Source organism: Mesorhizobium sp. M1396 (genome assembly GCF_040317725.1).
Lineage (GTDB): Bacteria > Pseudomonadota > Alphaproteobacteria > Rhizobiales > Rhizobiaceae > Mesorhizobium.
Genome location: NZ_JAMYLA010000007.1, coordinates 128669 through 153944, shown reverse-complemented (window position 1 = coordinate 153944; position 25276 = coordinate 128669). Strand labels below are relative to the sequence as shown.

The following is a 25276-nucleotide window of genomic DNA, read 5'->3' as shown; positions in this document are numbered from 1 at the left end:
CGGGGGGAAACGAAATAATGCCCAACAAAATGCTGATAGACGCCTCCCACCCGGAGGAAACACGCGTTGTCGTCGTTCGCGGTAACCGTATTGAAGAATTCGACTTTGAATCCCAGGACAAGAAACAGCTCAAAGGAAACATCTACCTAGCCCGTGTAACGCGCGTAGAGCCCTCGCTTCAGGCGGCCTTTGTCGAATATGGCGGAAACCGTCACGGTTTTCTGGCCTTCAGTGAAATTCACCCCGACTACTACCAGATTCCGGTCGCCGATCGTCAGGCACTGCTGCGCGCGGAAGCGCAGGAGGCCGAGGACGAGGAGAACGAGGACGGCGACGGCGATGATCGCCAGAGCCGCGATCGTGGACGGCGCGGCCGCCGGCGCGGCGGCAAGACCCGCGACCGCGGTGAGCACAAGCGCGATGCGGGCGAGGCAGGCGAAGGCTCCGGCGAGCCAGGCGAAGGCAGTGACAATGGCGACATCGTTGTCGAGGAAATTTCCCACACCTCCGAGATCATCGAACACGCTGCCGATACGTCCGAACATGGCGATACGCCTGAACATGCCGGCACGTCCGAGCATGACGAAGCTTCAGCCGAGCAGGACGAAACCGAAACCCGCGAGGGTGGCCCGACATCGATCGCGGCCGCGGTCGAAGGCGATGTGATTTCCGAACCCGTCTCGCAGGCCGAACAGGGCAGCGAAGCGACGTCCGGCGACAATGACCGTGGCATGCTGGAAGAAGTACAGTCCTCGCATCCGGATGATCACGAGGTCGAATCGGTCGGTGCCGAGGATGCGCTGGAAGAGGTGCGCAACCGCCGCAAGCCGGTGCGCCGCCAGTACAAGATCCAGGAAGTGATCAAGCGCCGGCAGATCCTGCTGGTGCAGGTCGTCAAGGAAGAACGCGGCAACAAGGGCGCGGCGCTGACCACCTATCTGTCGCTTGCCGGCCGCTATTCGGTGCTGATGCCGAACACGGCGCGCGGCGGCGGCATTTCGCGCAAGATCACCAGCGCGGTCGACCGCAAGCGCCTCAAGGAGGTCGTTGCCGATCTCGAAGTGCCGCAGGGCATGGGCGTCATCCTGCGCACCGCCGGCGAGAGCCGCACCAAGGCCGAGATCAAGCGCGATTACGAATACCTGATGCGGCTTTGGGAAAATGTCCGCAATCTCACCTTGCAGTCCACGGCCCCTGCCCTGGTCTACGAGGAAGGCAGCCTGATCAAGCGCTCGGTGCGCGACCTCTACAACAAGGATATCGACGAGATTCTGGTCTCCGGCGAGGAAGGCTACCGCGAAGCCAAGGACTTCATGCGCATGCTGATGCCGAGCCACGCCAAGGTGGTTCAGCCGTTCCGCGACACGACGCCGATCTTCGTGCGCAATGGCATCGAAGCGCAGCTCGACCGTATGCTGCAGCCGCAGGTGACGCTGAAAAGCGGCGGCTACATCATCATCAACCAGACCGAGGCGCTGGTTGCCATCGACGTCAATTCGGGCCGCTCCACCAAGGAGCACTCGATCGAGGACACCGCGCTCCACACCAATCTGGAAGCGGCCGAGGAAGTCGCCCGCCAGCTCAGGCTGCGCGATCTCGCCGGCCTGATCGTCATCGACTTCATCGACATGGAGGAGAACCGCAACAACCGCTCCGTCGAGAAGCGGCTGAAGGATCACCTCAAGAACGATCGTGCGCGCATCCAGGTCGGCCGTATCTCGCATTTCGGCCTGATGGAGATGTCACGCCAGCGCATCCGCGCCAGCGTGCTGGAATCGACCATGAAGCCCTGCCCGCATTGCGGCGGCACCGGCCATGTGCGGTCCGATTCCTCGGTCGCATTGTTGGTGGTGCGGGCAATCGAGGAATTCCTGCTCAAGGATTCGCGCAGCCACATCACGGTGCGGACGCCGGCGGCGACCGCGCTCTACGTGCTCAACCACAAGCGCGGCACGCTCGTGGAACTCGAAAGCCGGTTTGGGCTGACGATCACCATCGAGGCCGACGATTCCGTCGGCGCGCAGCATTATGCGATCTTCCGCGGCGCGTTGGCTGAAAAGCCGGAAGGCTTTGTCGAGGCACGCAGCTTCCCGGCCTATGTCGAACCGGAAGAGCCCGAGGAAGAGATTGTCGTCGTCGAGGAAGACGATGAGGCGCCGGTGCAGGCCGAACAGCCACGCCAGCAGCCGCAGCAACAACCCCGACCTGCTGCCGCCAGTGAGGAAGGCGAAGGCCGTGACCGCAAGCGTCGCAAGCGTCGGCGTCGTCGCGGCGGCAAGGATCGCGACCGCGAACATGGCGCGCCAACGGACGGTGCTTCCGTCTCGATGCCGGCCATTGAGTTCTCCGACTCGGCGAGCGATAGCGATGCGGAAGCCGACGATGACGCCCAAGTTGGCGTCGCCGAAACGTCCGAGACGGTTGAGGCTTCGGACGAAGGCCAGGGCAAGAAGCGCCGGCGCGGCAAGCGCGGCGGCAAACGCAATCGCCGTGAAGATGGCGAAGGCGAAGCCGAGGTGAGCGCCGGCGAAACAGCCGACGCGTCCGAAGGCGAAGTCTCCGCACCCGAGGTGATCGCCAGCGAGCCGGCAATTGTCGCACCAGCCGAAGAGCCGGCGGCGCTTGCTCCGGCCAATGACGACACGCCAAGCACCGAGAAGCCGAAGAAGCCGCGCCGTGCCGCCAAGCCGAAGAAGGCCGCGGCCGAGGTCGTCGCCGAGGAGCCGGCCGCCGAGACGGAAGCACCGGTCGAGACACCGGCCACTGCGTCCGACGAGGCAGCGGCTGTCGAGAAGGCACCGAAGGCCCGCCCGTCGCGGCGCAAGCCGGCGGCAGCGGAGGCGCCAGTCGCCCCGGTGGTGTCTTCGACCGTTGCGGAAGAGTCCGCAGCCAAGACCGAGGACAAGCCGAAGCGCGCCGGTTGGTGGCAGCGGAAAGGCTTTTTCTAAGCCTTTCAGTTACTTGAAGTGATTTTCTGACAAAATGAATCCCGCGCTGTTTCGAAAGGCGGCGCGGGATTTTTTGGCAGTGGGTCAGTTTGAAATTTGAAGGGATGCAATATGCATTTCACATATCGGCCTGGCCTCCCATATGCTGAACGGAAGCATGGAGGTTGCTATGGGAGATTGCCGATATCGTTGCGCTGATCGAAGCCAAGGAAGTCGAGCACCCGCTAAAGCCGGGTTCCCATAAGAAACGCGACGCCTAATCGTGACGTTGCTTCGTAGCGCTGATTGCGATCTGAAACAGAGAGGGGCGGGTTTCCCCGCCCCTGGTTCCTCGTTGGCCTATCTGTTCTTGCCCGGCAGGTCCGACGTGGTCGTCGTCGAGCAGTTATTGCAGTCGGTCTCGCCTTGCTTCACCTGACCATGTGGTCCTGAAGTCGTGGTGGTCGTTGTCGTCGTGCCACTGTTATCCGGGTTGGCGCTGTCATTTGTTTTTCCGCCATTTCCCTGTCCGGACGTGCTTGACGTATCGCTGTCAAATCCATTCTTCACGGCAGACGCGGGAGCGGACGCTGCGAGTGCGAGTGCCAAAGCCGCCGCGAACGTAAGGAGCGTTTTCATCTATTCCTCCACTGAGAAGCCTAAAAGCGACGCATCTTTTTTGAGAGGCCGCATCTTTTTTGAGAGGCAGGGGCACGTGAGAGGCAGAGGCACGGCCGATGCCGCAAAGAACCATGAGACGCTTCCAGCGAGGACGGGTCCATTCTCTATTCGATAGTATTATGGTTAATGGCCCGGAACTGATCGAACGATATATGTCGTTCGGGTTAGGCGCTGCCGCGCATGTCGTTGTCCCAAACCACTGCGCACTTTTGGGCGACATGCATCAAGGCGCGAAGATCGACCAGTTCATCATCCTGGCCAGCTTTTCCAGCGCGATCGACCCCAGCTTGGAATTGCCGTTGGCATTGAGGCCCGGCGACCAGACGGCGAGCGACGCCACGCCTGGCACGATACCCAATATGCCGCCGCCGACGCCGCTCTTGCCGGGGATGCCGACGCGGAAGGCGAAATCGCCGGAGCCGTCATAGTGGCCGCAGGTCAGCATCATGGCGCCGATGCGCCGCGCCCGCTCGGCCGACACCACGGAATGCCCGGTCGCCGGGTTCTTGCCGCCATTGGCAAGGAAGCGGCCGGCGAGCGCCAGCTGCCGGCAACTCATGGCGATGGCGCAGTGATGGAAATAGACGCCCAGCGCCAGCTCCGGCGCATGGTGGAGATTGCCGAAGGATTTCATGTAGTTGGCAAGCGCGAAGTTGCGGTAGCCGGTGGCCCGCTCGGACGCGGCTACCTCGCGGTCGATGACGATCGTTTCGTCATCGGCGAGGAACTGGACGAAGCGGAGGATTTCGCCGATCGCCTCGCGCGGCTCGTGGCCGGCAAGCAGGATGTCGGAAATGACGATGGCGCCGGCATTGATGAACGGATTGCGCGGAATGCCGTTCTCATGCTCGAGCTGCACGATCGAGTTGAACGGATTGCCCGAAGGTTCGCGCCCGACCCGCTGCCACAGCGCGTCGCCGACATTGCCGAGCGCCAATGTCAGGGTGAACACTTTCGAGATGCTCTGGATCGAAAAGGCCTGTTCGGCATCGCCCGCCATCAGCACGCGGCCGTCATTGGTGACGGCGGCGATGCCGAACTTCTTCGGATCGACCTTGCCCAGCTGCGGGATGTAGGTGGCGACGTCGCCGCGATCGGTGCGTTCGGCCATTTCAGCGGCGACTTCGGCCAATGCCTGGTCAAGTTTGGGGGCCTGCTCGAGCTCCGGCATGGCGCTACCTCAACCAGCGTTCGATGCGCGTCATCGCCTCGACCATGTCATCGTGGCTGCCGGCATAGGAAAACCGCATCATCCGGTGCCCCGCCTGGGTGTCGAAGTCGCGCCCGGGCGTTGCCGCGACATGCGCTTCAGCCAGCATCTTTCGCGCAAAGGCCATGCTGTCGTTGGCATGCCGGGTGACATCGCAAAAGGCGTAGAAGGCGCCGTCCATCGGTGCCGCCAGCGGAAAGCCGAGTTCCGGCAGGCGTTTCATCAGGAGCTCGCGGTTCCAGGCGTAACGGGCTTTCACCGCTTCCAGCTCCTCGGTCGCCTTGAACGCCTCGATCGCGGCGATCTGCGACAGTTCCGGTGGCGAGATGTAGAGGCTCTGGGCGACGCGCTCGACCGGCCGCACCAGCTCTTCGGGCAGCACCATCCAGCCGATGCGCCAGCCGGTCATGCAGTAGTATTTGGAGAAGGAATTGACCACCGTCACGCTGTCCCCATAAGCGAGCGCCGTGGTGTCCGGGGCCGCATAGGCCAGCCGGTGGTAGATCTCGTCGGAGATGACGGCGATGCCGAGTTCTTGTGCCGTCCTCACCAAGGCCGCGAGCTCATCGGCCGGTATGACCGCGCCGGCTGGATTGGCTGGACTGGCGAACAGAACGCCCTTCAGCGGTTTCTCGCGATGCGCCGTCTCCAGGTGGCCGGCATGCAGGTAGGCGGCGTCGCCGAGTTCGATCTCGACCACCTCGATGCCGAGCGCGGCCATGATGTTGCGATAGGCAGGATAGCCGGGTGCCGCGATGGCGACGCGGTCGCCTGGATCGAACATCGCCAGAAAAGCGAGGTTGAAAGCGGCCGACGATCCGGTGGTCACCGCGATCCGGTCGGGCTCGATATCGAGCCCATAGTGATCGGCGTAATGTTCGGCGATCGCCTTGCGCAAACCTGCCAGTCCCAGCGCGTCGGTGTAGCCGATGCGTCCGTCCTGCAAGGCCTTGGCGGCGGCCGCGCGAACCAGAACCGGCGCGGGATCGGAGGGCTGGCCGACGGCCATGGAAATGACCGGCACCCCTCCTGCCTTCAGCCGGTTTGCCTCGGCCAGAATGTCCATGGCATGGAAGGGCTCGACATTGCCACGGCGTGAGAGCGAAACGACCATTTTATCCCTATTCCCGACGATCAAGCGCCCCAAGCCGCTGACGCATACGCCGCACAAATGCCCGATTGATGTGAGGATCACAAGTTGAGGAAGTTTCCCGCGCCGACTTTTCATCTTTCGCCCGCTCGTCTACCAGTGGAGCCATCATGTTGAGCCGACCTAGATCGACGATTGCCCAGGCAGCGCGCGTTTTCGCGACGCTTTCCCTTGGCGTCGCGGTCGCAGTGGCAAGTTCGGTCAGCGCTTTCGCCCAGAACGTGCCGGTGGTGCGCGACGCCGAGATCGAGGCGCTGGTGCGCGATTATGCGCGGCCGATCTTCAGGGCGGCGGGCCTGGCGAATGACGGCATCGACATCGTGCTGGTCAACGACCAGAGCTTCAACGCCTTCGTCACCGGGCGCCGGCTGTTCATCAACACCGGCGCACTGATGACGGCCGAGACGCCGAACGAGATCATCGGCGTCATTGCCCATGAAGCCGGCCACATCGCCGGCGGCCACCAGCAGAAGCTGCGCGACCAGCTCGAACGCGCCAAGACGATGGCCATCATCGCGACATTGCTTGGCGCCGGCGCCATGGTTGCCGGCGCGACCACCAACAGCCGCGGCCTTGCCGGCGCCGGCATGGGCGTGGCGGCCGGCGGCGGCGAGATGGCACAGCGCAGCATCCTCGCTTATCAGCGCACCGAGGAGATGACGGCCGACCGCTCGGCGATCACCTATCTCAATGCCACCGGCCAGTCCGGCATGGGCATGCTCAAGACCTTCCGACGCTTCCAGACGGCGCTGTCGCTTTCGGGCGCCCAGGTCGATCCCTACCGGATCAGCCATCCGATGCCGCAGGACCGCATCGCCAATCTCGAAGTGCTGGTGAAACAGAGCCCCAATGTCGACAGACTGGACCCGCCCGCGCTGCAGCAGCGTCACGACATGATGCGAGTGAAGATCGCCGTCTATATGGATGGCCAAGCCGCCGCGTCGCGGCTGATGCGAAAGATGCAGGGAACGCTGGCCGCACGGTATGGCGATGCCCAGTCGACCTACCTGTTCGGCAACATCGCCGCCGCGCTCGCCAAGACCAATGCATTGATCAAGGCGCAGCCGAAGAACGCCTATTTCCAGGAACTGCGCGGCGATATCCTGATGAAGGCGAACAAGCCCAAGGATGCGGCCGAGGCCTACGCGAAGGCGGTCAGCCTCGATCCGGCGCGGTCCGGATTGCTGCCTGTCTCCCTTGGCCAGGCGCTGATGGCCGTCGGCACGCCCGACTCGCTGAAAAAGGCCGTGGTGCAGATCAACAATGGCCTCGAGCGCGACAAGGAAAATTCGGCCGGGTACCGCTATCTGGCGCAAGCCTATGGCGAGCTGGGTGATATACCGGGCGCCGAACTCGCCACCGCCGAAGGCCATTTCTATTCCGGTAACTACAAGGATGCGAAGATTTTCGCCATGCGGGCGCAGCAAGAGATGAAGCGCGGCGAGCCGCGCTGGCTTCGCGCCCAGGATATCATAAACTACAGGCCATCAACCAAGATCAAGTGAACCTTCCGGCCGCGCGCCACGACATAGCCAGACCGGAAACAGGTAGAAGGAACGGAACGATGAAAAAGGCACTGCTGCTGGGCACCACGGGGGTTGCGGTCGCGTTGGCCATGCTGGCTTTCGGATTCGTGGCCGGAAACCCGCAGATTGCCAAGGCCGGTACGACGCAGCCCGTCGAGACGGCAGCGGCCGACACCAAGATCGACCGCGGCGAGGTGGAAGGCATCATCCGCGACTATCTGCTCAAGAACCCGGAAGTCCTTCTGGAGGTCCAGGACGCGCTCGAGGCCAAGCAGAAGGAAGAGCAGCGCATCGCTCATCTCGGCGTGATCAAGAACGCCAAGGACCAGATATTCAACTCCGCCTTCGATGGCGTCGTCGGCAATCCGAACGGCAAGGTCACCATCGTTGAGTTCTACGATTACAATTGCGGCTTCTGCAAACGCGCAATCGAAGACATGAGGGCACTGACCAAGACCGATCCGGACCTGCGCTTCGTGCTCAAGGAATTCCCGATCCTCGGACCGGATTCGCAGAAGGCGAGCGTCGTCTCGATGGCCTTTCACCTGATGCACCCGGAAAAATACGGCGAATTCCACAATGCGCTGCTCGGCGGCCAGGGACGTGCCACCGAGGCGGCCGCCATCAAGGTCGCGCTGTCGCTCGGTGCCGACGAAGCAACGCTGCGCGAGAAAATGAAGGACCCAAAAATCACCGAGGCCTTTTCCAAGACCTACGATCTTGCCAACAAGCTGGCGATCACCGGAACGCCGTCCTATGTCGTCGGCAACGAGGTGGTATTCGGGGCGCTTGGGCAGGAAGTGCTGGCCGAAAAGATCGAGGCGGCGAAAGCCGCACTCTGATCTTGCCCGCGCGCCTATTTCTCACGGGCACATTTCCGCCTGTTGTGGACAGTGAAAGAACGCACTTGCGCTCTTTCCGCGGGCGGGTATGCCCATTATAGAGGGCCCAGCGCGTCGACTTGATGTCAGCGCCGGAAAAGGTCGGCTTTTTTGAAAACGGTTTTCGTCTTGAACGGTCCCAATCTCAACGCGCTCGGAAAGCGCGAGCCGGGCATCTATGGCGGCAAGACGCTTGCCGACATCGCCGACGACTGCAAGCAGGCCGGCACGGCCCTTGGACTCGAAATCGATTTCCGCCAGTCCAACCACGAGGGCGACCTTGTCGACTGGATTCAGGAAGCCGGCGACAAGGCTGTCGGCATCGTCATCAATCCTGGCGCCTACAGCCACACCTCGATCGCCATCCACGACGCCATCCGCGCTGTCGCGCCGTTGCCGGTGGCCGAAGTCCATCTTTCCAACATCCATGCGCGGGAACCATTCCGCCACGTCTCCATGGTCGCGCCGGTCGCCGTCGGCATGATTTGTGGCTTTGGGCCGCTCGGCTATACGCTGGCGCTGCAGGCGCTGGCCGCACGCCTATGACCGGCCAACAAACAGAAGGCTCGAAAATGTCGATAAAGAAGACCGGTGTTGACCAGCAGCTGATCCGTGATCTGGCGGGCATACTGAATGACACCAATCTCACCGAGATCGAGGTCGAACTGGGCGACCTGAAGGTGCGCGTCTCACGCCAGGCGCCCGCCGTTCACGCGATCGCGGCACCGCAGCCGGCCTATGCGCCGGCAACAGCTCAGCCGGCCGCTATGGCCGCCGCCCCGGTGGTGGCCGACGTGTCGAAGAACGCGGTCACCTCGCCCATGGTCGGCACCGCCTATCTGGCACCGTCGCCCGATGCCAAGGCGTTCATCGAAATCGGCCAGAAGGTCAAGGAAGGCCAGACGCTGCTGATCATCGAGGCGATGAAGACGATGAACCAGATCCCCTCGCCGCGCGCCGGCACGGTGACGGCGATCCTTTTCGAGGATGCGACGCCGGTCGAATACGGTATGCCGCTCGTCGTGATCGAGTAGAGCGGACCTGATGTTCCAGAAGATCCTCATCGCCAATCGCGGCGAAATCGCCCTTCGGGTCCTGCGCGCCTGCAAGGAACTCGGCATCCAGACGGTGGTGGTGCATTCGACCGCCGATGCCGACGCCATGCATGTGCGGCTCGCCGACGAGAGCGTCTGCATTGGCCCGCCGCCATCGCGCGACAGCTATCTCAACATCCATCAGATCGTAGCGGCTTGCGAAATCACTGGTGCCGACGCCGTGCATCCGGGTTACGGCTTCCTATCTGAGAACGCCAAGTTCGCCGACATCCTGGCCGCGCACAACATCACCTTCATCGGCCCGACCGGCGACCATATCCGTATCATGGGCGACAAGATCGAGGCCAAGCGCACGGCAAAGCGCCTCGGCATTCCGGTGGTGCCCGGTTCGGACGGCGCTGTTACCGATCAAAAGGAAGCCAGGCGCATTGCCGCCGAGATCGGCTATCCCGTGATCATCAAGGCATCCGCGGGCGGTGGCGGGCGCGGAATGAAGGTCGCCCTTACCGAAGCCGACCTTGAGGTCGCCTTGCAGACAGCGAGCAGCGAAGCTGGTGCGGCCTTCGGCGACGATGCCGTCTACATCGAAAAGTACCTGGAAAAGCCGCGCCACATCGAAGTGCAGGTGTTTGGCGACGGCTTTGGTCGCGGCGTCCATTTCGGCGAGCGCGACTGTTCCTTGCAGCGTCGCCACCAGAAGGTCTGGGAAGAAGCCCCCTCGCCGGCCCTCAATGCCGAAGAGCGCGCCCGTATTGGCGGCATCTGCGCCAAGGCCATCGCCGATCTCGGCTATTCCGGCGCCGGCACCATCGAATTCCTCTACGAGAATGGCGAGTTCTATTTCATCGAGATGAACACGCGCCTGCAGGTCGAGCATCCGGTGACGGAAGCGATCACCGGCATCGATCTCGTGCACGAGCAGATCCGCGTCGCCTCCGGCGGCGGCCTCTCGGTGAAGCAGGAGGACATCAAGTTCAACGGCCACGCCATCGAATGCCGCATCAACGCCGAGGACCCGCGCACCTTCACGCCCTCGCCCGGCACGATCACCCACTTCCACACGCCAGGCGGCCTGGGCATCCGCGTCGATTCCGGTGTCTATTCCGGCTACAAGATCCCGCCCTATTACGACAGCCTGATCGGCAAGCTGATCGTGCATGGGCGCAACCGCGTCGAGTGCATGATGCGGCTGCGCCGCGCCCTGGACGAATTCGTCGTCGACGGTATCAAGACGACGTTGCCGCTGTTTCGCGATCTCGTCGGCAATGCCGACATCGCCAATGGCGATTATGATATCCATTGGCTGGAAAAATATCTGGCCCAGGAAGAGTAACGCGGAGACGCGATGACCCGTCCCTACGCGCCCGGCTATCGCATTCCCACCGACCTTCTGCTCAAGGCCTATGCTTCGGGCGTCTTCCCTATGGCCGAAAGTGCCGGCGACCCAGAAGTGTTCTGGGTACGGCCGGAGACACGTGGCATCATACCTCTCGACGATTTCCACACGCCGAAAAGCCTCAGGAAAACGATCAAGAAGAGCCCTTTCGACATCCGTTTCGATTTCGACTTCGAAGCGACGATCGACGGTTGCGCCGAGAAGCGCGTCGAGCGCCGGTCGACCTGGATCAATGCGCCGATCCGCGAAGCCTATGTCGAACTGCATCGGATAGGGCATTGTCATTCGGTCGAGGCGTGGCGCGAGGACCGGCTGGTCGGCGGCCTCTATGGTGTGTCGCTCGGCCGGGTGTTCTTTGGCGAGAGCATGTTCGCCAGGGAGACCGACGCTTCCAAGATCTGCCTTTATTACCTCGTCGAGCGCTTGAAGGTGCGGCGCTTCGCACTGCTTGATACGCAGTTCACAACCGAGCACCTCAAGCGCTTCGGCGCGGTCGACGTGCCGCGCGGCAAATACGAGAAAATGCTGGCCGACGCACTCAAGGGCGATGCCATATTCTACCCCTGACGATTAGTCTCGGCCACGGCTTCCAACGGCGTCTGCGCGTGGAACATCATCTTCCAGCCATTGACGCGATGGACGTAACCGGTGCTGACCAGGGCCGCGTAGGGTTCGCCGTTCTCGCGCGTGGCATGCGCTTCGTAGGTCAGCATGACGATGTCGCTGCCCGGCTCGATAATACCCTTGAGGTCGATCTTCAGATCCCGCCAGCGGTTGGGTTTGGTTGCTGTCTTGGCGAGATCGGCATTATCCATCGCCTTGGCCATCCGCGGAAATGCCACCAGGCATTCCGTGTCGGCATTGGCGGCGTAATAGGCCGCGTCGCCCGTCCAGAACCCCTTTTCGAGTTCAAGCAATTCTGCCTCACTGGCCGTGATGCGCTTGCTGTCTGACATCGGAAGATCCTCCTTACGCATGGATGCGCGGTCTTCCGTGGCCCAACGCTTGGTGACCGGGAGGGTTCCGGAGGATCAGTTGGCGTCGGTCGAATCGGGATCCGAAGCGTCCGGCTCAGTCACATCAGGCTCAGTCACATCAGGCTCTGTCACGTCCGGAGTGGCCGCGGGCTTCGGTTTGGCCGCGGCCGGCTTGGGAGCGTCGGGTTTGGTTGAGTCAGCTTTGGCGCCGTCAGGCGCCGGTACATCCGACTTCTGCTTGCATTCCTTCAGCCAGACGTCATAGACGGCATGCTCGACAGCGTTGAGGCCGGGGCTTTCGGCGAACATCCAGCCGGTGAAGATGCGGCGGATCTTGCGGTCGAGTGTGATCTCGTCGACCTCGACGAAGGAATCTGTCTTCGGTTCTTCGGTCTGCGGCCGCGAATAGCAGACGCGCGGCGTCACCTGCAAAGCACCGAACTGCACCGTCTCATCGATATAGACATCGAAGCTGATGATACGGCCGGTGATCTTGTCGATACCGGCAAACTCGGCGACGGGATTGGTGACCCGCTCCGATGCCGTGGACGGTGCCGGCGCGGGTGCGGCGGGTTCAGGCGAAGCGGCAAACGCCGCGGTGCTGACAGCAAGACCGGCGGCTAGCGTCAGACTGGCCGTTGATATTGGATTGAAAAAGCTCATGCAAAGATACCGGTGGTTCGCGCCCGGGTGATTCTGTCGATCGCCAAGGCTAGTCGCCGTTTTCTGATCAGCAAGCAGCTAAACACCAATTGTGGCGATAAAGGACCGGCCTGCACCCTGTCGCTACGACCCGGGCGTCCAGGCGTCGTAGTCGCCGGTGACCTGCGGACGATGCTGATTGGTCAGCACCGAGCCCTTCGGGCGATAGGCCGCCGGGCTGCCGGTCAGGTTGGGCTGATGCGGCTTCTGCCAGTCGCGCGGCTTGTAGTCCTCGCTCGCCGGTGCGACGTCGACCCGATGATGGATCCAGCCGTGCCAACCAGGCGGTATGGCGGACGCTTCCGAATAGTTGCGGTAGATGACCCAGCGGCGTGTGCGGCCTTCCGAATCGATGCCGCCCTCGTAGTAGACATTGCCCGTTTCGTCCTGACCGACCTTCTTGCCATACCGCCAGGTGTGCAGCCGCGTTCCCAGCGTCTGGCTGTTCCACCAGGTGAAAAACTGCGTCAGGAAAGTCTTCATCTTCAGAACCCTCGCGCCGGCAGCGCCCGTTTCCTGCTTATGGCGTCAGGCCTTGCCGAAGGCAAGGCTTTTGCCACGGGGTGCTTGCAAATGGCTTGCCGGAAACCCGGCACCAGCCCCTGATCCTCTCCGTCGCGGGATGCGCGCTTGCCAAGCCTTTGCGGTCTTTCTAAAGCTCTGCGCGCGCCGTGCGGGTATCCAACCCGGCAGCAGGCCGAAGGAGGTGACGATTGGCCACGAAATTGCCGACCACCGACATCCGCATCAGCACCGAGCTGATTCGCCGCCGCAAGGGTGGCACGCCTATCGTCTGCCTGACCGCCTATACCTACCCCGTGGCCCGTTTGCTCGACGAGCATGTCGACCTGCTTCTGGTCGGCGACAGCGTCGCCATGGTGCTGCACGGCCATAAGACGACGCTGGGAGCCTCGCTGGAGATGATGATAGCGCACGGGCAAGCGGTGATGCGCGGCTCGGCCAGGGCCTGCGTCGTCGTCGACCTGCCGGCCGGCACCTATGAGGATTCGACGGCGCAAGCCGTCGCTTCGGCGCGACGCGTTGCCGACGAAACCGGCTGCCAGGCGGTGAAACTCGAAGGCGGCGTCGGCATGGTCGGACAAATCGCGGCCATCGTCGCCGCCGGCATTCCGGTCATGGGACATATCGGCCTGCAGCCGCAATCGGTCGAAAAGGACGGCGGCTACAAGATCAAAGGCCGCACCGAGGAGGCTGTTGCGGCATTGCTTCGCGATGCGCTTGCCGTCGAAGGCGCCGGCGCATTCTCGGTGGTCATCGAGGGCACGGTCGAGACCGTCGCCGCCGACATAACCCGCCGCATCGCCATTCCAACCATCGGCATCGGCGCCAGCGGCGACTGCGACGGCCAGATCCTGGTCATCGACGACATGGTCGGGCTCACCGTCGACCGGGTGCCGAAATTCGTCAAGGAATACGCCGATCTGCGCAGCGTGATCTCGCATGCCGCCGAAAGCTACGCAGCGGAGGTGCGAAGCAGGGCATTTCCCGGCCCTGGCCATGTCTTTTCGGCGACAGACAGCAGGAATGATGCATGAGCCTTCCCGTTGTCGTCGACAGCGTTGCCGCACTTCGCGCGCAAATCCGTGACTGGCGGCGCGACGGCCTTCGTGTCGCCATGGTGCCGACCATGGGCGCTTTGCATGACGGGCACGTCTCGCTGGTCAGAATCGCGCTCGAAAAAGCCGATCGCTGCGTCGTGTCGATCTTCGTCAACCCGACACAGTTCGCGCCGACCGAAGACCTCGACAAATACCCGCGTCAGCTCGCCAGCGACCTCGACCGGCTGGGATCGGCAAAGGCCGACCTTGCCTTCACACCGACGGTTGGCGAGATGTACCCCGCCGGTTTCGCCACGAAAATCTCGGTCGGCGGCCCCTCCGCCGGGCTCGAATCGGACTTTCGGCCGACCTTTTTCGATGGCGTCGCCACCGTGGTGGCAAAGCTCTTGCTGCAGGCAACGCCCGACTGCGCAATCTTCGGCGAGAAGGACTACCAGCAGCTTTGCGTCGTCAGGCAGCTCTGCCGCGACCTCGACCTGCCCGTCGAAATCATCGGCGCACCGACGATCCGCGATGCGCATGGTCTCGCCATGTCGTCACGCAATGCCTATCTCGACGAGACCGAACTGAAGATCGCCCGCCAGCTCAACGTGATATTGCGCGACACGGCAGTGGCCCTGGCGGCGGGCGCCGACCAGAGCAACTCAACCGAAGAGGCCAGCCGCGCCCTCATCGCCGCCGGCTTCCAAAAAGTCGACTATGTCGAGGCACGCGAAAGCCTGACGCTCGCGCCATGGCGTCGAGACCGTGAAGGCCGCCTGCTCGCGGCCGCGTGGCTCGGCAAGACCAGGCTGATCGACAATGTGGACGTTTCCTCTGCGTAGCCAAGCTCGAGGCGAAGCCTGCCCCGTCGGCGCGGCGGTTTTCTGCCCGCGCCTACCGCTCCCCCATTCGTCCGCTGCTCCTGACGAACAATTGCCCCACGAGGATCCCGACAATGCCTGCGCAGGCTTTCACGAACGCATCGGAAAGCTGCGCGTGGCGACCGGGATCGATGATCTGAAGCAGTTCCAACATGCCGGCGGTCGCAGCTACAAAGATCACTGCTTGATACAGACGGTTGGGGAAGCCGAGCGCCAAGGCGAAGCCCAACAGGACATAGGCCAGGGCGCGCTCAATGTTCGCTTCGGCCATGTGCGGCCGCATCTGGATCGGCGACAAGGTTGCGAAAATAATGATGGCGAGCAGCGCCAACGCTACAGTGCGGGACAGTTTGGTCATGTCCCTGCATATCCGTCGTGAGCCGGCACGGCAAATGCCGGGATGACGCATGGCCGGATCGCTGCCGACATGCCTCGAACTATTCCTCGGTTGGCATATGCAGATACATCGACTGGATGCGGCCCGGTCCGGTGAATCGGTTGACGATGAAATTCATGTTGGCGCCGAAGCCCGGCGGCAGCCTATCCGAGCGGCTTCTCGAAACTCAGCGTCATCGGCCTTGAGCTGTCGTGAGGTTCCGCAGCGGTGCCGGCGGGAAAAAACCCCTTCGATCGATAGAAGGCGATGGCGCCGGCATTGGCCTCCTCGACCTCGACGCGCAGCGTTCGCGCTTCCGGGATACTGGCCTCGACCTCGTCGAGCAGTGCTTGCCCGATCCCTCGCCTTTGGCAGTCCGGATGGACGTAGAGCTGGTTCAACAGGATGACCTTCGCATCGGCGGTGGCAGCGGCGAAAGCCATGCCGCCGATCCGCTTGCCGTCATCGGCCACCAGGAATTCCGAATTCGGCCGTGTCAGCCGCGAACGGAGCGAGGCAATCGAGTGCCATTCATCGGTGATCTCGGTCACCTTGGCAGCGCCATAAAGGGCATCGTAGGTCGCATGCCAGGTCTCGACCAGCAGCGTCCGCACTGCGGCAAGGTCGCGCTCCCCGGCGGTGCGGATGAACACGGCCCTACTCGATGCCCAGCTTGGCCTTCACGAGGTCGTTGACCGCTTGCGGATTGGCCTTGCCGCCGGTCGCCTTCATCACCTGGCCAACGAACCAGCCTGCCATGCTCGGCTTGGCGCGCGCCTGTTCGACCTTGTCCGGGTTGGCGGCGATCACCTCGTCGACCGCCTTCTCGATTGCGCCGGTGTCGGTGACCTGCTTCATGCCACGGCTTTCGACCAGCTGGCGCGGATCGCCGCCCTCGTTCCAGACGATCTCGAACAGGTCCTTGGCGATCTTCCCGGAGATGGTGCCGTCCTTGATCAGATCGATGACGGCGCCGAGCTGATCGGGCGAAACCGGAGCGTTTTCAATGTCCTTGCCGGCCTTGTTCAATTGGCCGAGCAGATCGTTGATGACCCAGTTGGCGGCGAGCTTGCCGTCGCGGCCGGCGGCGACCTTCTCGAAATAGTCGGCGATCGGCTTTTCCGACACCAGGATCGAGGCGTCATAGGTCGACAGGCCGAGCGACGAGATCAGCCGCGCCTTCTTGTCGTCGGGCAGTTCCGGCAATTCCTTCGCAAGCGCGTCGACATAGGCCTGGTCGAATTCCAGCGGCAGAAGATCCGGATCGGGGAAGTAGCGGTAGTCGTGCGCCTCTTCCTTCGAGCGCATCGAGCGCGTCTCGCCCTTGACGGCGTCGAACAGCCGCGTTTCCTGGTCGATCTTGCCGCCATTCTCAAGGATGGCGATCTGCCGGCGCGCCTCATAATCGATGGCCTGGCCGATGAAGCGGATCGAGTTGACGTTCTTGATCTCGCAGCGCGTGCCGAACTCACCGCCCGGCTTGCGCACCGAGACGTTGACGTCGGCACGCATCGAGCCTTCGTCCATGTTGCCGTCGCAGGTGCCGAGGTAGCGCACGATCGTGCGCAGCTTGGTGACATAGGCCTTGGCTTCGTCGGCCGAGCGCATGTCCGGCTTGGAGACGATCTCCATCAGCGCCACGCCGGAGCGGTTGAGGTCGACATAGGACATGGTCGGATGCTGGTCGTGCATCGACTTGCCGGCATCCTGCTCCAGATGCAGCCGCTCGATGCCGACCTCGATGTCCTCGAATTCGCCCTGGCGGTCGGGACCGACCGAGACGATCACCGTGCCCTCGCCGACGATAGGCTGCTTGAACTGCGAGATCTGGTAGCCCTGCGGCAGATCGGGATAAAAGTAGTTTTTCCGGTCGAAGACCGACTTGTGGTTTATCTGCGCCTTCAGCCCAAGGCCGGTGCGGATCGCCTGCTTGACGCATTCCTCGTTGATGACGGGCAGCATGCCCGGCATCGCCGCGTCGACCAGGCTGACATTGGCGTTGGGTGCCGCCCCAAAGGCTGTCGAAGCGCCGGAAAACAGCTTTGCTTCCGAGGTGACCTGCGCGTGGACCTCGAGGCCGATGATGATCTCCCAGTCGCCGGTGGCGCCGGAAACAAGGCGCTTGGCGTCGGGCGTGCGGGTGTCGATGAGGGACATTGTGGCCTGCGTATTGGAACTACGGATTATGCGTTTACGCATATTTTGGTGTGCAACTTCGCTAGTGCAAACCGTTCAATGAGACAAGCGCAAAGCCGCAAGCTGGCGTTTTCAGCCGCTTTCGCCTATAGGACGCCCATTCCAATGGAGAGTGGATGTCCACTCACGCTCAGTCCCGGTAAAGCCCTGACCTCCTGGCGAGGCAGGGCAGAAAACCTGTAACCCCGTGCCGTGAAGCTTCGCGGCGGCGGCATTTTCTGTTTTCCGGGAAAACTCTCACATGGATATTTCGCGCAGCGCATGACCCCGAAAATCGGAATCGATTTTCGGGGTCATGCGCCAACTTATAACTGCCACAGCGTCGACAACAGGTAGACCATGGCTCCGCCGGTTGGGTCTCCGGCCGGCGGTTCCTTGTCGGCGCTCAGGCGGTGGCGATATAGGCCCTGATCTCTTCGGCCTCGCGCTCGACATCCTCTATGCGGCGCTTGACCACGTCGCCGATGGACACGATGCCATCGAGCGTGCCGTCCTTTTCCACCGGCAGATGGCGGAAACGGCCTCGGGTCATGATTTCCATCACCTCGTTGACGGTGTGGTTTTCGTTGCAGATCTTCACCTTCGGCGTCATCGCCGAACGCACGGCGATATCGAGCGCGGCACCGCCTTCCTTGGCCAGAACCCGCACAATGTCGCGCTCGGAAAGAATGCCGACGATCTTGTGATCGCCATTGGTGATGACCAGTGCGCCGATCTTGTGTTCTGCCAGGATGCGGATGGCTTCGCTAAGCTTTTCGTTCGGCCCGAGCGTCAACACGTCGTGGCCTTTCTTCTCGAGAATTGCCTTCACCGTCATGGCGTCCTCCTCTGCTTTTTGCCTGCCGGTTCCTGCCTGACCGGCTTTCACATAAGATTGAACATCGTGCGCCGTGATCGGTTGCATTTCAAGTGCGGTGGTCGGTCGTCTCCCATTCGGGCGCCTGCCATCGCCGGTCGAACCAGCGCAGCCCGAAGAAGCCGGCGACGAAGCCGCCAATATGGGCCTCCCAGGCGATCTGGCCGTCTACTCCCGGGGCAAGGCCGAGAAGACCGGTGGCAAGGTTGATGATCATCCACACGGCGAGGAAGATCACGACACCGCGCAAGCGCAACACGAATGCGATCGGCAGCACCGGGCCGGCGAAGGCAGCCGAACGGTCGGTGCGGAAACCGAAACGCGCCGCGGCTCCCATCATGCCCGATATGGCTCCCGAGGCACCGACCAGCGGCGCGTCTCCATAAGGATGCATAGCCCAGAAAAGCGCGACCGAAGCCAGCCCGGTTACGGCAAAGAACAGCGCGAACCAGAGCGTGCCCAGACGATTTGCCAACGGCGAGCCAAAGGCCGCGAGCCAGACCATGTTGATGGCGATATGGGCAAAACCGCCATGCATGAAGGCATAGGTGAACGGCCGGGAAAACAGGAACCAGTCGAAGCCGTATTGCCCGGTGTAGAGAACAGGAATGAAGGCCCCGTCGTACAGCAATGTCATCTGCTGTGCGTCGTCCAGCACATATTGCTGCAGCAGATAGACGGCGACGCAGATGCCGATCACCGCCAGCACCACTGGCGGCAGGTTGAACACCGGCTCGCGCCGGGGCTCAGGCGAACCCTCGACCAGGTCGTCTTCCGGGGGAGTTACCGGTTCACTCATTTGAAATTGCACTCACTGTGGGATCGGGGTCCGAGCATCTAGATCACCGCGGACCGAACCGCAAACCGCGAATCGCCGCGGCGCGAATCAAAAAAGAAGCCGTTCAAGGTTTCCCTTGAACGGCCGGTCGAGCCCCACGCTCCCCTAAAACTCTTGACTGAAGTGCTGCCGATCGTTGCGAAACGACCGCTTCTGGAGTGGTTTTTGTGTGTCACGGGGCTCGCTTCGATGCAACGTAAACCACTTGTTAACCTTAACGGCCCCGACCCGTGAACAAGTGTTAACGACGCTGGCACGCTTCCTGCTCCGCAACGCATGTAGGTCATCGGAGGGCGCCCTTCTGTTCACCGATGGGACATCAGACGACAGATTGCGCGGAGCAGCATAGCATGAACCAGAATGGATCGATCACGCTGTTCCACTATTGGAATCGCCTGCGTGACGGACGCCCTGCCCCGAAGCGTTCGGAGGTCGAGCCGGCCGACATCAAGTCGCTGCTGGCCGACACCTTTATCCTGGAACGGGACACGCGCGGGCAAGCCGTGTTCCGGCTCGCCGGCACCAGGCTTTGCGCCTGCTATGGCCGTGAGCTCAAGGGGTTTTCCTTTCCGTCGCTGTGGCGTGAGAAGGATCAGCGGCTCGTCTCGCGGCTGATCCATGGCGTCTTCGACCAGAAGTCGGTCGTGCTCATCACCTATGAGGGCTTCAGCCGCAACGGGCGCTCCAACAAGTTCGAACTGCTCGCCTTGCCGCTTGACGGCGGCATCGAAAATCCGCGCTGCCTCGGCGTCGTCAGCGCCGTGGAGAAGCCCTTCTGGCTGGGCGCCGACCCGATCACCGACGCGCTGATCGATTCGATCCGCGTCATCGACCCGGAGAAAGAACTGCTGAGCAACCGTCCGGCGATCGATGTTCCCTCGCTCGTTCCCGATGACCTCGGGATACCCGAGACGATCTCGGCGCTCGGCCGGGCGCGCCGCATCCGTCATCTTGTCGTCTTCGATGGCGGGCGCGAGGAATAGTCCGCGGTATCGCGGCTCGATGCATGTCGCCAAAAAATGCGGAGCGGTTTTGGAACAGCGACATGCATAAAAAGGAAAACGCTAAAAGCGCCCGTTTTTCCCCTTTGTTAACCCGCTTTGCTGTACTTCTCGGATGAAGTTCCTCGCATCGACGCGTGGGACGCCAAACGGGGTGTAGGCAGTCATGAGGTCAGCGGCGATCGACTATGCGCCGTCCCAAGCTGAAAGGCGCAACTTTCAGCGCGTCCGGGTCAAGATTTACGGGCGCTTCATGCTGGAAGACCGCACCGAGCACCCTTGCCAGGTCATCGACATGTCACCGGGCAATGTCGCGTTTCGCACCGACCGCATCGGCATGCCGGGCGAAAAAGTCATCGCCTACATCGATCATATCGGCCGCATCGAAGGCGTCGTTACGCGCACCTTGCAAGACGGTTTCGCGATGACCGTCATCGCGTCGGATCGCAAGAAGGACAAGCTTGCCGCGCAATTGACCTGGCTTGCCAACAAGCATGAGCTCGACCTGCCGGAAGACCGTCGCCACGAGCGCGTCGCGCCGCGCAATCCGACCAGCGTGCTGCAGCTCACCGACGGCCGCCAGTACCAGTGCCGTATCATCGACCTGTCACTTTCCGGCGCCGCGGTCGAGATCGACGTCAAGCCGGCGATCGGCATCCAGGTCATGCTCGGCACCATGCGCGGGCAGATCGTCCGCCATTTCGAGGATGGCGTCGCCATTGAATTCGCCGTCATCCAGCGCCCCGAAACGCTCGATTCCGAATTCAACACGCCGCGCGCCTGACAAGGCAGCAACGCTTTCATGAAACCGGCCCTTTGCGGCCGGTTTTTGCGTTCAAGACATCGCTGATCGAGATGCTCCAGCCAAGCTCGAGGCCGTTGCCTGCCAGGCCTGCATGACATCGAGCCTGGAGGGCCAGCTTCGGAAAACTCCAAATAATTTAATACTCAAATGATTCAAATTTTATGTTTATTCTACTGGAGTTTTACTCAATATCTACTTCGCGCTTTTGCCTCAAATAAATCCACACGTGGCAATGTCTTCCTCGAACGGGGAGACTGCAGCAATGAAGAAAACGAGGGGCAAGCTGTTGCTGGTGGCAATGGCGATGCAGCTTTCCGCTTGGGGATCAGCATATGCCGCGGGACCGGCCTATATGCACACGGGCGGACGTACCACGCAGCCTGTTGGCCATTATGAATTCTGCCAGCGCATAGCCGGCGAATGCAGCGAAAAGACCCCCAAGGGCCCGCCGGTCGAACTGACCCGCAAACTGTGGGCGACGATCGTCAACATCAACAATTCGGTCAACACCCGCGTCAAGCCGCGCACCGACATGGAAAACTACGGTGTCGAGGAATACTGGGCCTATCCCGATAATGGCTATGGCGATTGCGAGGATTACGCGCTGGAAAAGCGCCGTGAATTGATGGATGCGGGCGTGCCCGCCGGCAATCTGCTGATGACCGTCGCGCGCCAGCCGAATGGCGACGGTCACGCGGTGCTGACCGTGCGCACCAGCCTGGGCGAATTCATCCTCGACAATCTGGAAACCAAGGTCCTGTCCTGGACGGACACCGAGTACACCTATCTCAAGCGCCAGTCAGATCAGAATTCCGGCGTTTGGGTGACGATCAACGACGGCCGCTCCGACGCTGTCGCCAGCGTCCGCTAAATCAGAGGTCAAGCGCGTCGCATGAATGTGACCGCTTAAGGAGAAACCCGGTCGAGTCCCCACCCTCCCCGTCCCCAACGACCGGGTGAAAGGAGCCGGCACCGTCCCCGGGCCGGCTCCGCCATTTCTGGGACAACCCTTTGAAATCCCGATTGAAATCTACGATTTCAACAGCTTAGATTTCTGTTTGCGGCTCACCTCTGCTACACAAACAGGATGAAAGACGTGGCTGATCGAAAACACCTCCAGCACCGGGGCACCGTGCGGCGCTACGGGCTGCGCGTTCTCGTTTTAGGCCATCCGGCTGCCCCTTTAATCACAAAGCGTTTAGTTCACCAATAAATAAGGACGCGAGACATTTGCGATAAGCATCCGTCCCACTTCGTCAACCAACAACACGAGATAAGCCAGGAGACGCGCTAAAGCTGATGCTCAGCTAGCGCCTGGAAGGAGAAGGGCCGCAGGGATGTCAGTTCGCATGTATGCGCAGTACCGCAGGGCGCTGAAAACAGTGCCACTTAGCGCGAATTACACCGACTTTGGATGGTACAGGCTGCCGTCGCGAATGGATATGTCGTTGATGGCATATGGAACCATGCTTCGGGAGTTCTCTACCGAAATCGCGAATGAGATCAATGCTCTGATCAATTACACGCATGACCTTGCGGCATGGGATGAGGTGATGAAGCCGCTTAATGAACAAAGAAGGTTTGACGTACTGGTGGAGTTCGTGCGCCCCATTGCTTCTCTCGCGTTAGGGATGCCGTACGCAATTCGTGCACGTTTCCTTTTCGCGGCGGTTCATCTCTGTCATCAAGTAAACCAACTGAAGCACGGGAAAAAATGGGTCGATCAGCTGCCGCCTGACAGGGGCATCAAATCGGCTCATCTGGATCAGTTAGGGGTCGGATGGCAGAGCTACGCCGGCTTTAAACAGGCAATGGAAGGCATATTCGACAAGGGCTACCGGCAAGCAACGAGAGACTATCGACATAGGTACAACCATCAGATTCCCCCCGGTCTTGTTCTCGGGATCACAGGGATGGTCACTCGTAAGCTAGAGCCAAAGACCGGACTGGTGAGCTATGTCTTTGGCGCGACACCACCATTGCCCATGAACACAATTGTGCAGTTGATGTCGGATCAGTGCAGGCTATGCTGTAAAACTTTTGAGGAGTTCAAGAAATTGATCGAAGAGCACCAGGCCATCATTACTACGGCCTCTCCCTAGAATGCAAATCGAAATGAACCCGAACTCTGAAATCCACGCTGATCTGCATTGGTCATCTAAGAAAAATATTCCTGACGACGGAGAATTTTATGCACGTCCGGCCAGTACATCCCAGTCCTAGAGGCTATTATCTTTAAGCTGGCCGCGAGGATCATCTCGGGCGTCGGGCACCAGTTCATAACTCTCCAGATTTGCCATATCTAGAAAATACTTTGACTTTCTTTTTGGCGCTCCCCGAAGCCAATCAGCTAGTTCTGATTGCGTAACCGTTAGCCAATCTGGAAATTCGTCGAGGCCGCCGAACTCTCCTTCGATCAAACCGACCAAAGCGCTAATGTAGATGACACGACCAACACCGGGAAACTCGTAAATCTCAATCCCCCGCCTGCCTTGGAGGCGATCTTCAATCAACTTGTTCGCGATATCCAAAACGATCTTGTCGGCCGGGTATCGGTCATCCACGAGAAGCCAATTTACAATCTCCTGCCTTCGCTCGTTGTCGGTGGAACCGTAAAATGCACCAAGCCCCATGTTGCAGATGGTGCAGCACGGGACCAGTTTGCACTGACCAAACCTCTCCCGTATCGCCTTCTTGGTTACCAATCCGCCGTCCGCGAACCGATGAAGGATATATACTGGAGGTTGATGGTCAGATTTACCATCATTCGGCATCCCGCAATAGATACACTGGTCGCCCGCGACGACTTCATAAACGCGCTCGAAACGCATTTCGGCTTCACGTCGGTTGTACTTTTGCTTTACCCGACCCATGGGATTTTCCGTAACTCCTAGACCGCTCCGGCAACGGCGCGCCATTCGCCGGGGCATCCAAGATCGACTTGATCTTCACCAAATTCCCAAATAGCATAAGTATGTGGAGACGTTCTAAAGTTCGTCTGGGTAGCCGTTGTGGGTGACCTGATGGGCGCTATTCTTACGCTTGGCACCTACCACTAAATACTGCGGAGTGGCACTCTACAGGGTGTCGTCTCGTGCGAGGGTTATCCCTTCCGAATAAGGGGCAATCGCTTACCGGTTGCTGCACATCCGCTTCATGTTGATGAAGCAAAAGGATGTGCGAAATGTGCAAATCAAACACGCTGGCAAAACTCAAGATTGCGCAAGCCAACAAGCAGAATAGGCTATGCTTCCACTGCGACTTTCCGATGTGGGACGGAGATCCGGCGCCGTTTTCTGAGCGTTATCATCACTTTAGCGGATTGCTCGACCGTTTCCTCTGCACCGCTGAACATCTGACGCCCCGGATGGACGGCGGCAAAGACACGCAGGAGAACGTCGTTGCTGCTTGCAAGTTTTGCAATCAGACCCGCCATAAGATGCGAAATGTGTTGTCGCCTACTGCCTACCGACGGCACGTCCGAAGGCGAATAGTGGCCGGGAAATGGCATCCGTCTGAATGCCATCATTTGTTAAAATGGCGCTCAGGCGGTCCGTCGGAAGTTTCGCGGCCGCTGCGAACGTCGGACAAGGCTCCCTTGTCCGCGATCCAGCTTTCAAATGGCAACTGATCGCTGCAGTATGAGCGATCAAAAGCCACCTCTGGATCTCGGCGATGTTGGAAATCCCGGAAGATCGATGCGAGCGCCATCGCCTGTTCAAGGCCATCGATGATGCCTTCAAGGCCGGCGATCTCGAGGGCCTCGGCGTAGCCCTGGGTGACTCGCCCCGCTGGTTCGACGAGCGCATGCCGTTTGAACTCGGCCTCGGGCATCCGCTGGAATATGCGATCTATTGGAGCCCCGTCGGTTTCATCTCGACCTTGCTGGATGCTGGCTCGGATCCGAACTATCAGGATCACGGCGGGTTTCCGTCCATCATCGCGGCGCTGTCCACCGACCGGGCCGACAGGCTGGACATCGTGCGGATATTGATCGACGGCGGAGCCGATCCCAACATGCGGGGTGTGAACGATTGGACGCCGCTTCACTATTCGGTGGCAATCCGCAGTGTCGATGCGATCCGCCTGCTTTTGGCGGCGGGCGCCGACCCGGCACTCGAAACCCGCATCGATGACTACAGGACGGCCGTGGAAGAGGCCCAGATTGCCGGTTTTGAAGCAGGTGCTTCATTGCTGCACGATGCGATGACCGGGCGTGGTTCCAACGGTGAGTTGGGCCGCGATTAAGACGGTCG

The 25276-nt window shown here is 61.1% G+C and carries 27 protein-coding genes; 15 read left to right on the top strand and 12 right to left on the bottom strand.

Annotated features, from left to right (window positions below):
• Window positions 1-17 precede the first annotated feature (17 nt).
• On the top strand, window positions 18-2948 hold the full coding sequence (locus tag NKH02_RS06795) for an Rne/Rng family ribonuclease (protein ID WP_352877353.1): 2931 nt from the start codon (window positions 18-20) through the stop codon (window positions 2946-2948).
• Window positions 2949-3287: 339 nt separating this feature from the next.
• Here the strand turns inward: NKH02_RS06795 and NKH02_RS06790 are convergent, their stop codons facing one another.
• The 3 genes from NKH02_RS06790 to NKH02_RS06780 form a co-directional block, all read right to left on the bottom strand.
• Window positions 3288-3566: a hypothetical protein gene (locus NKH02_RS06790; protein ID WP_352864230.1), complete on the bottom strand. Its 279-nt coding sequence runs from the start codon at window positions 3564-3566 to the stop codon at window positions 3288-3290.
• 265 nt (window positions 3567-3831) lie between these two features.
• Entirely contained in the window at window positions 3832-4779 is a 948-nt protein-coding gene (locus NKH02_RS06785) for a glutaminase (RefSeq protein ID WP_352864228.1), read from the bottom strand.
• 4 nt (window positions 4780-4783) lie between these two features.
• Complete coding sequence (locus tag NKH02_RS06780) at window positions 4784-5932, bottom strand: pyridoxal phosphate-dependent aminotransferase (RefSeq protein WP_352877351.1); 1149 nt, start codon at window positions 5930-5932, stop codon at window positions 4784-4786.
• 146 nt (window positions 5933-6078) lie between these two features.
• Between NKH02_RS06780 and NKH02_RS06775 the strand changes: the two genes are divergently transcribed.
• The 6 genes from NKH02_RS06775 to aat all read left to right on the top strand — a co-directional run bounded on the left by NKH02_RS06775 (window position 6079) and on the right by aat (window position 11393).
• The gene (locus NKH02_RS06775; RefSeq protein ID WP_352877349.1) at window positions 6079-7473 is read left to right on the top strand and encodes a M48 family metalloprotease; all 1395 of its coding nucleotides are present in this window, start codon (window positions 6079-6081) and stop codon (window positions 7471-7473) included.
• A gap of 59 nt (window positions 7474-7532) precedes the next feature.
• Window positions 7533-8336 (top strand): DsbA family protein, encoded by an 804-nt coding sequence (locus tag NKH02_RS06770; protein ID WP_352877346.1) that lies wholly within the window; start codon window positions 7533-7535, stop codon window positions 8334-8336.
• A gap of 150 nt (window positions 8337-8486) precedes the next feature.
• On the top strand, window positions 8487-8921 hold the full coding sequence (aroQ, locus tag NKH02_RS06765; protein WP_352864220.1) for a type II 3-dehydroquinate dehydratase: 435 nt from the start codon (window positions 8487-8489) through the stop codon (window positions 8919-8921).
• Between the two features lie 26 nt (window positions 8922-8947).
• Window positions 8948-9409 carry an acetyl-CoA carboxylase biotin carboxyl carrier protein gene (gene accB, locus NKH02_RS06760; protein WP_352864217.1) on the top strand — a complete coding sequence of 154 codons (462 nt, stop codon included), beginning with the start codon at window positions 8948-8950 and terminating at the stop codon, window positions 9407-9409.
• Window positions 9410-9419: 10 nt separating this feature from the next.
• The gene (gene accC, locus NKH02_RS06755) at window positions 9420-10763 is read left to right on the top strand and encodes an acetyl-CoA carboxylase biotin carboxylase subunit (protein WP_352877344.1); all 1344 of its coding nucleotides are present in this window, start codon (window positions 9420-9422) and stop codon (window positions 10761-10763) included.
• Window positions 10764-10775: 12 nt separating this feature from the next.
• Entirely contained in the window at window positions 10776-11393 is a 618-nt protein-coding gene (gene aat / locus NKH02_RS06750) for a leucyl/phenylalanyl-tRNA--protein transferase (RefSeq protein ID WP_352877342.1), read from the top strand.
• Here aat and NKH02_RS06745 read toward each other — a convergent pair.
• The 3 genes from NKH02_RS06745 to NKH02_RS06735 form a co-directional block, all read right to left on the bottom strand.
• Window positions 11384-11782, bottom strand: coding sequence for a hypothetical protein (locus NKH02_RS06745; protein WP_352877340.1), 399 nt, complete (start codon window positions 11780-11782; stop codon window positions 11384-11386). The genes aat and NKH02_RS06745 overlap by 10 nt on opposite strands.
• Window positions 11783-11857: 75 nt before the next feature.
• Window positions 11858-12466 (bottom strand): DUF2155 domain-containing protein, encoded by a 609-nt coding sequence (locus NKH02_RS06740; RefSeq protein ID WP_352864208.1) that lies wholly within the window; start codon window positions 12464-12466, stop codon window positions 11858-11860.
• Between the two features lie 123 nt (window positions 12467-12589).
• A complete protein-coding gene (locus tag NKH02_RS06735; RefSeq protein WP_352864206.1) occupies window positions 12590-12988 on the bottom strand; it encodes an NADH:ubiquinone oxidoreductase subunit NDUFA12 in 399 nt (132 codons plus the stop codon).
• Window positions 12989-13218: 230 nt separating this feature from the next.
• Here NKH02_RS06735 and panB point away from each other — a divergent pair, with 230 nt between their 5' ends.
• Together panB and panC are read left to right on the top strand one after the other, a co-directional pair.
• Window positions 13219-14061 (top strand): 3-methyl-2-oxobutanoate hydroxymethyltransferase, encoded by an 843-nt coding sequence (panB, locus tag NKH02_RS06730; protein WP_352877339.1) that lies wholly within the window; start codon window positions 13219-13221, stop codon window positions 14059-14061.
• Complete coding sequence (panC, locus tag NKH02_RS06725; protein ID WP_352877338.1) at window positions 14058-14909, top strand: pantoate--beta-alanine ligase; 852 nt, start codon at window positions 14058-14060, stop codon at window positions 14907-14909. The genes panB and panC overlap by 4 nt, the downstream gene beginning before the upstream one ends.
• 52 nt (window positions 14910-14961) lie before the next feature.
• On the opposite strand, the gene NKH02_RS06720 is transcribed toward panC, so the two are convergent.
• The 5 genes from NKH02_RS06720 to NKH02_RS06700 form a co-directional block, all read right to left on the bottom strand.
• Window positions 14962-15306 carry a VanZ family protein gene (locus NKH02_RS06720; RefSeq protein WP_352877336.1) on the bottom strand — a complete coding sequence of 115 codons (345 nt, stop codon included), beginning with the start codon at window positions 15304-15306 and terminating at the stop codon, window positions 14962-14964.
• Between the two features lie 182 nt (window positions 15307-15488).
• On the bottom strand, window positions 15489-15977 hold the full coding sequence (locus NKH02_RS06715; RefSeq protein WP_352877333.1) for a GNAT family N-acetyltransferase: 489 nt from the start codon (window positions 15975-15977) through the stop codon (window positions 15489-15491).
• A 4-nt stretch (window positions 15978-15981) separates the two neighbouring features.
• Window positions 15982-17481 carry an Asp-tRNA(Asn)/Glu-tRNA(Gln) amidotransferase subunit GatB gene (gatB, locus tag NKH02_RS06710; protein ID WP_352877331.1) on the bottom strand — a complete coding sequence of 500 codons (1500 nt, stop codon included), beginning with the start codon at window positions 17479-17481 and terminating at the stop codon, window positions 15982-15984.
• A 424-nt stretch (window positions 17482-17905) separates the two neighbouring features.
• Window positions 17906-18337 (bottom strand): CBS domain-containing protein, encoded by a 432-nt coding sequence (locus NKH02_RS06705; RefSeq protein WP_352864193.1) that lies wholly within the window; start codon window positions 18335-18337, stop codon window positions 17906-17908.
• Between the two features lie 88 nt (window positions 18338-18425).
• Window positions 18426-19175: a rhomboid family intramembrane serine protease gene (locus tag NKH02_RS06700; protein ID WP_352864191.1), complete on the bottom strand. Its 750-nt coding sequence runs from the start codon at window positions 19173-19175 to the stop codon at window positions 18426-18428.
• A 389-nt stretch (window positions 19176-19564) separates the two neighbouring features.
• Between NKH02_RS06700 and NKH02_RS06695 the strand changes: the two genes are divergently transcribed.
• From NKH02_RS06695 to NKH02_RS06680, 4 genes are all read left to right on the top strand, one after another.
• The gene (locus tag NKH02_RS06695; protein ID WP_352864186.1) at window positions 19565-20197 is read left to right on the top strand and encodes a PAS domain-containing protein; all 633 of its coding nucleotides are present in this window, start codon (window positions 19565-19567) and stop codon (window positions 20195-20197) included.
• A gap of 184 nt (window positions 20198-20381) precedes the next feature.
• Window positions 20382-20999 (top strand): PilZ domain-containing protein, encoded by a 618-nt coding sequence (locus tag NKH02_RS06690; RefSeq protein WP_352864184.1) that lies wholly within the window; start codon window positions 20382-20384, stop codon window positions 20997-20999.
• 283 nt (window positions 21000-21282) lie between these two features.
• The gene (locus NKH02_RS06685; RefSeq protein WP_352864182.1) at window positions 21283-21891 is read left to right on the top strand and encodes a transglutaminase-like cysteine peptidase; all 609 of its coding nucleotides are present in this window, start codon (window positions 21283-21285) and stop codon (window positions 21889-21891) included.
• Between the two features lie 478 nt (window positions 21892-22369).
• A complete protein-coding gene (locus NKH02_RS06680; protein ID WP_352877329.1) occupies window positions 22370-23122 on the top strand; it encodes a hypothetical protein in 753 nt (250 codons plus the stop codon).
• 117 nt (window positions 23123-23239) lie between these two features.
• On the opposite strand, the gene NKH02_RS06675 is transcribed toward NKH02_RS06680, so the two are convergent.
• Entirely contained in the window at window positions 23240-23893 is a 654-nt protein-coding gene (locus NKH02_RS06675) for a hypothetical protein (protein ID WP_352864177.1), read from the bottom strand.
• 311 nt (window positions 23894-24204) lie between these two features.
• Between NKH02_RS06675 and NKH02_RS06670 the strand changes: the two genes are divergently transcribed.
• On the top strand, window positions 24205-24651 hold the full coding sequence (locus tag NKH02_RS06670) for an HNH endonuclease (RefSeq protein ID WP_352877327.1): 447 nt from the start codon (window positions 24205-24207) through the stop codon (window positions 24649-24651).
• Window positions 24652-24695: 44 nt separating this feature from the next.
• A complete protein-coding gene (locus NKH02_RS06665; protein ID WP_352877325.1) occupies window positions 24696-25268 on the top strand; it encodes an ankyrin repeat domain-containing protein in 573 nt (190 codons plus the stop codon).
• The last annotated feature ends 8 nt before the right edge of the window (window positions 25269-25276 follow it).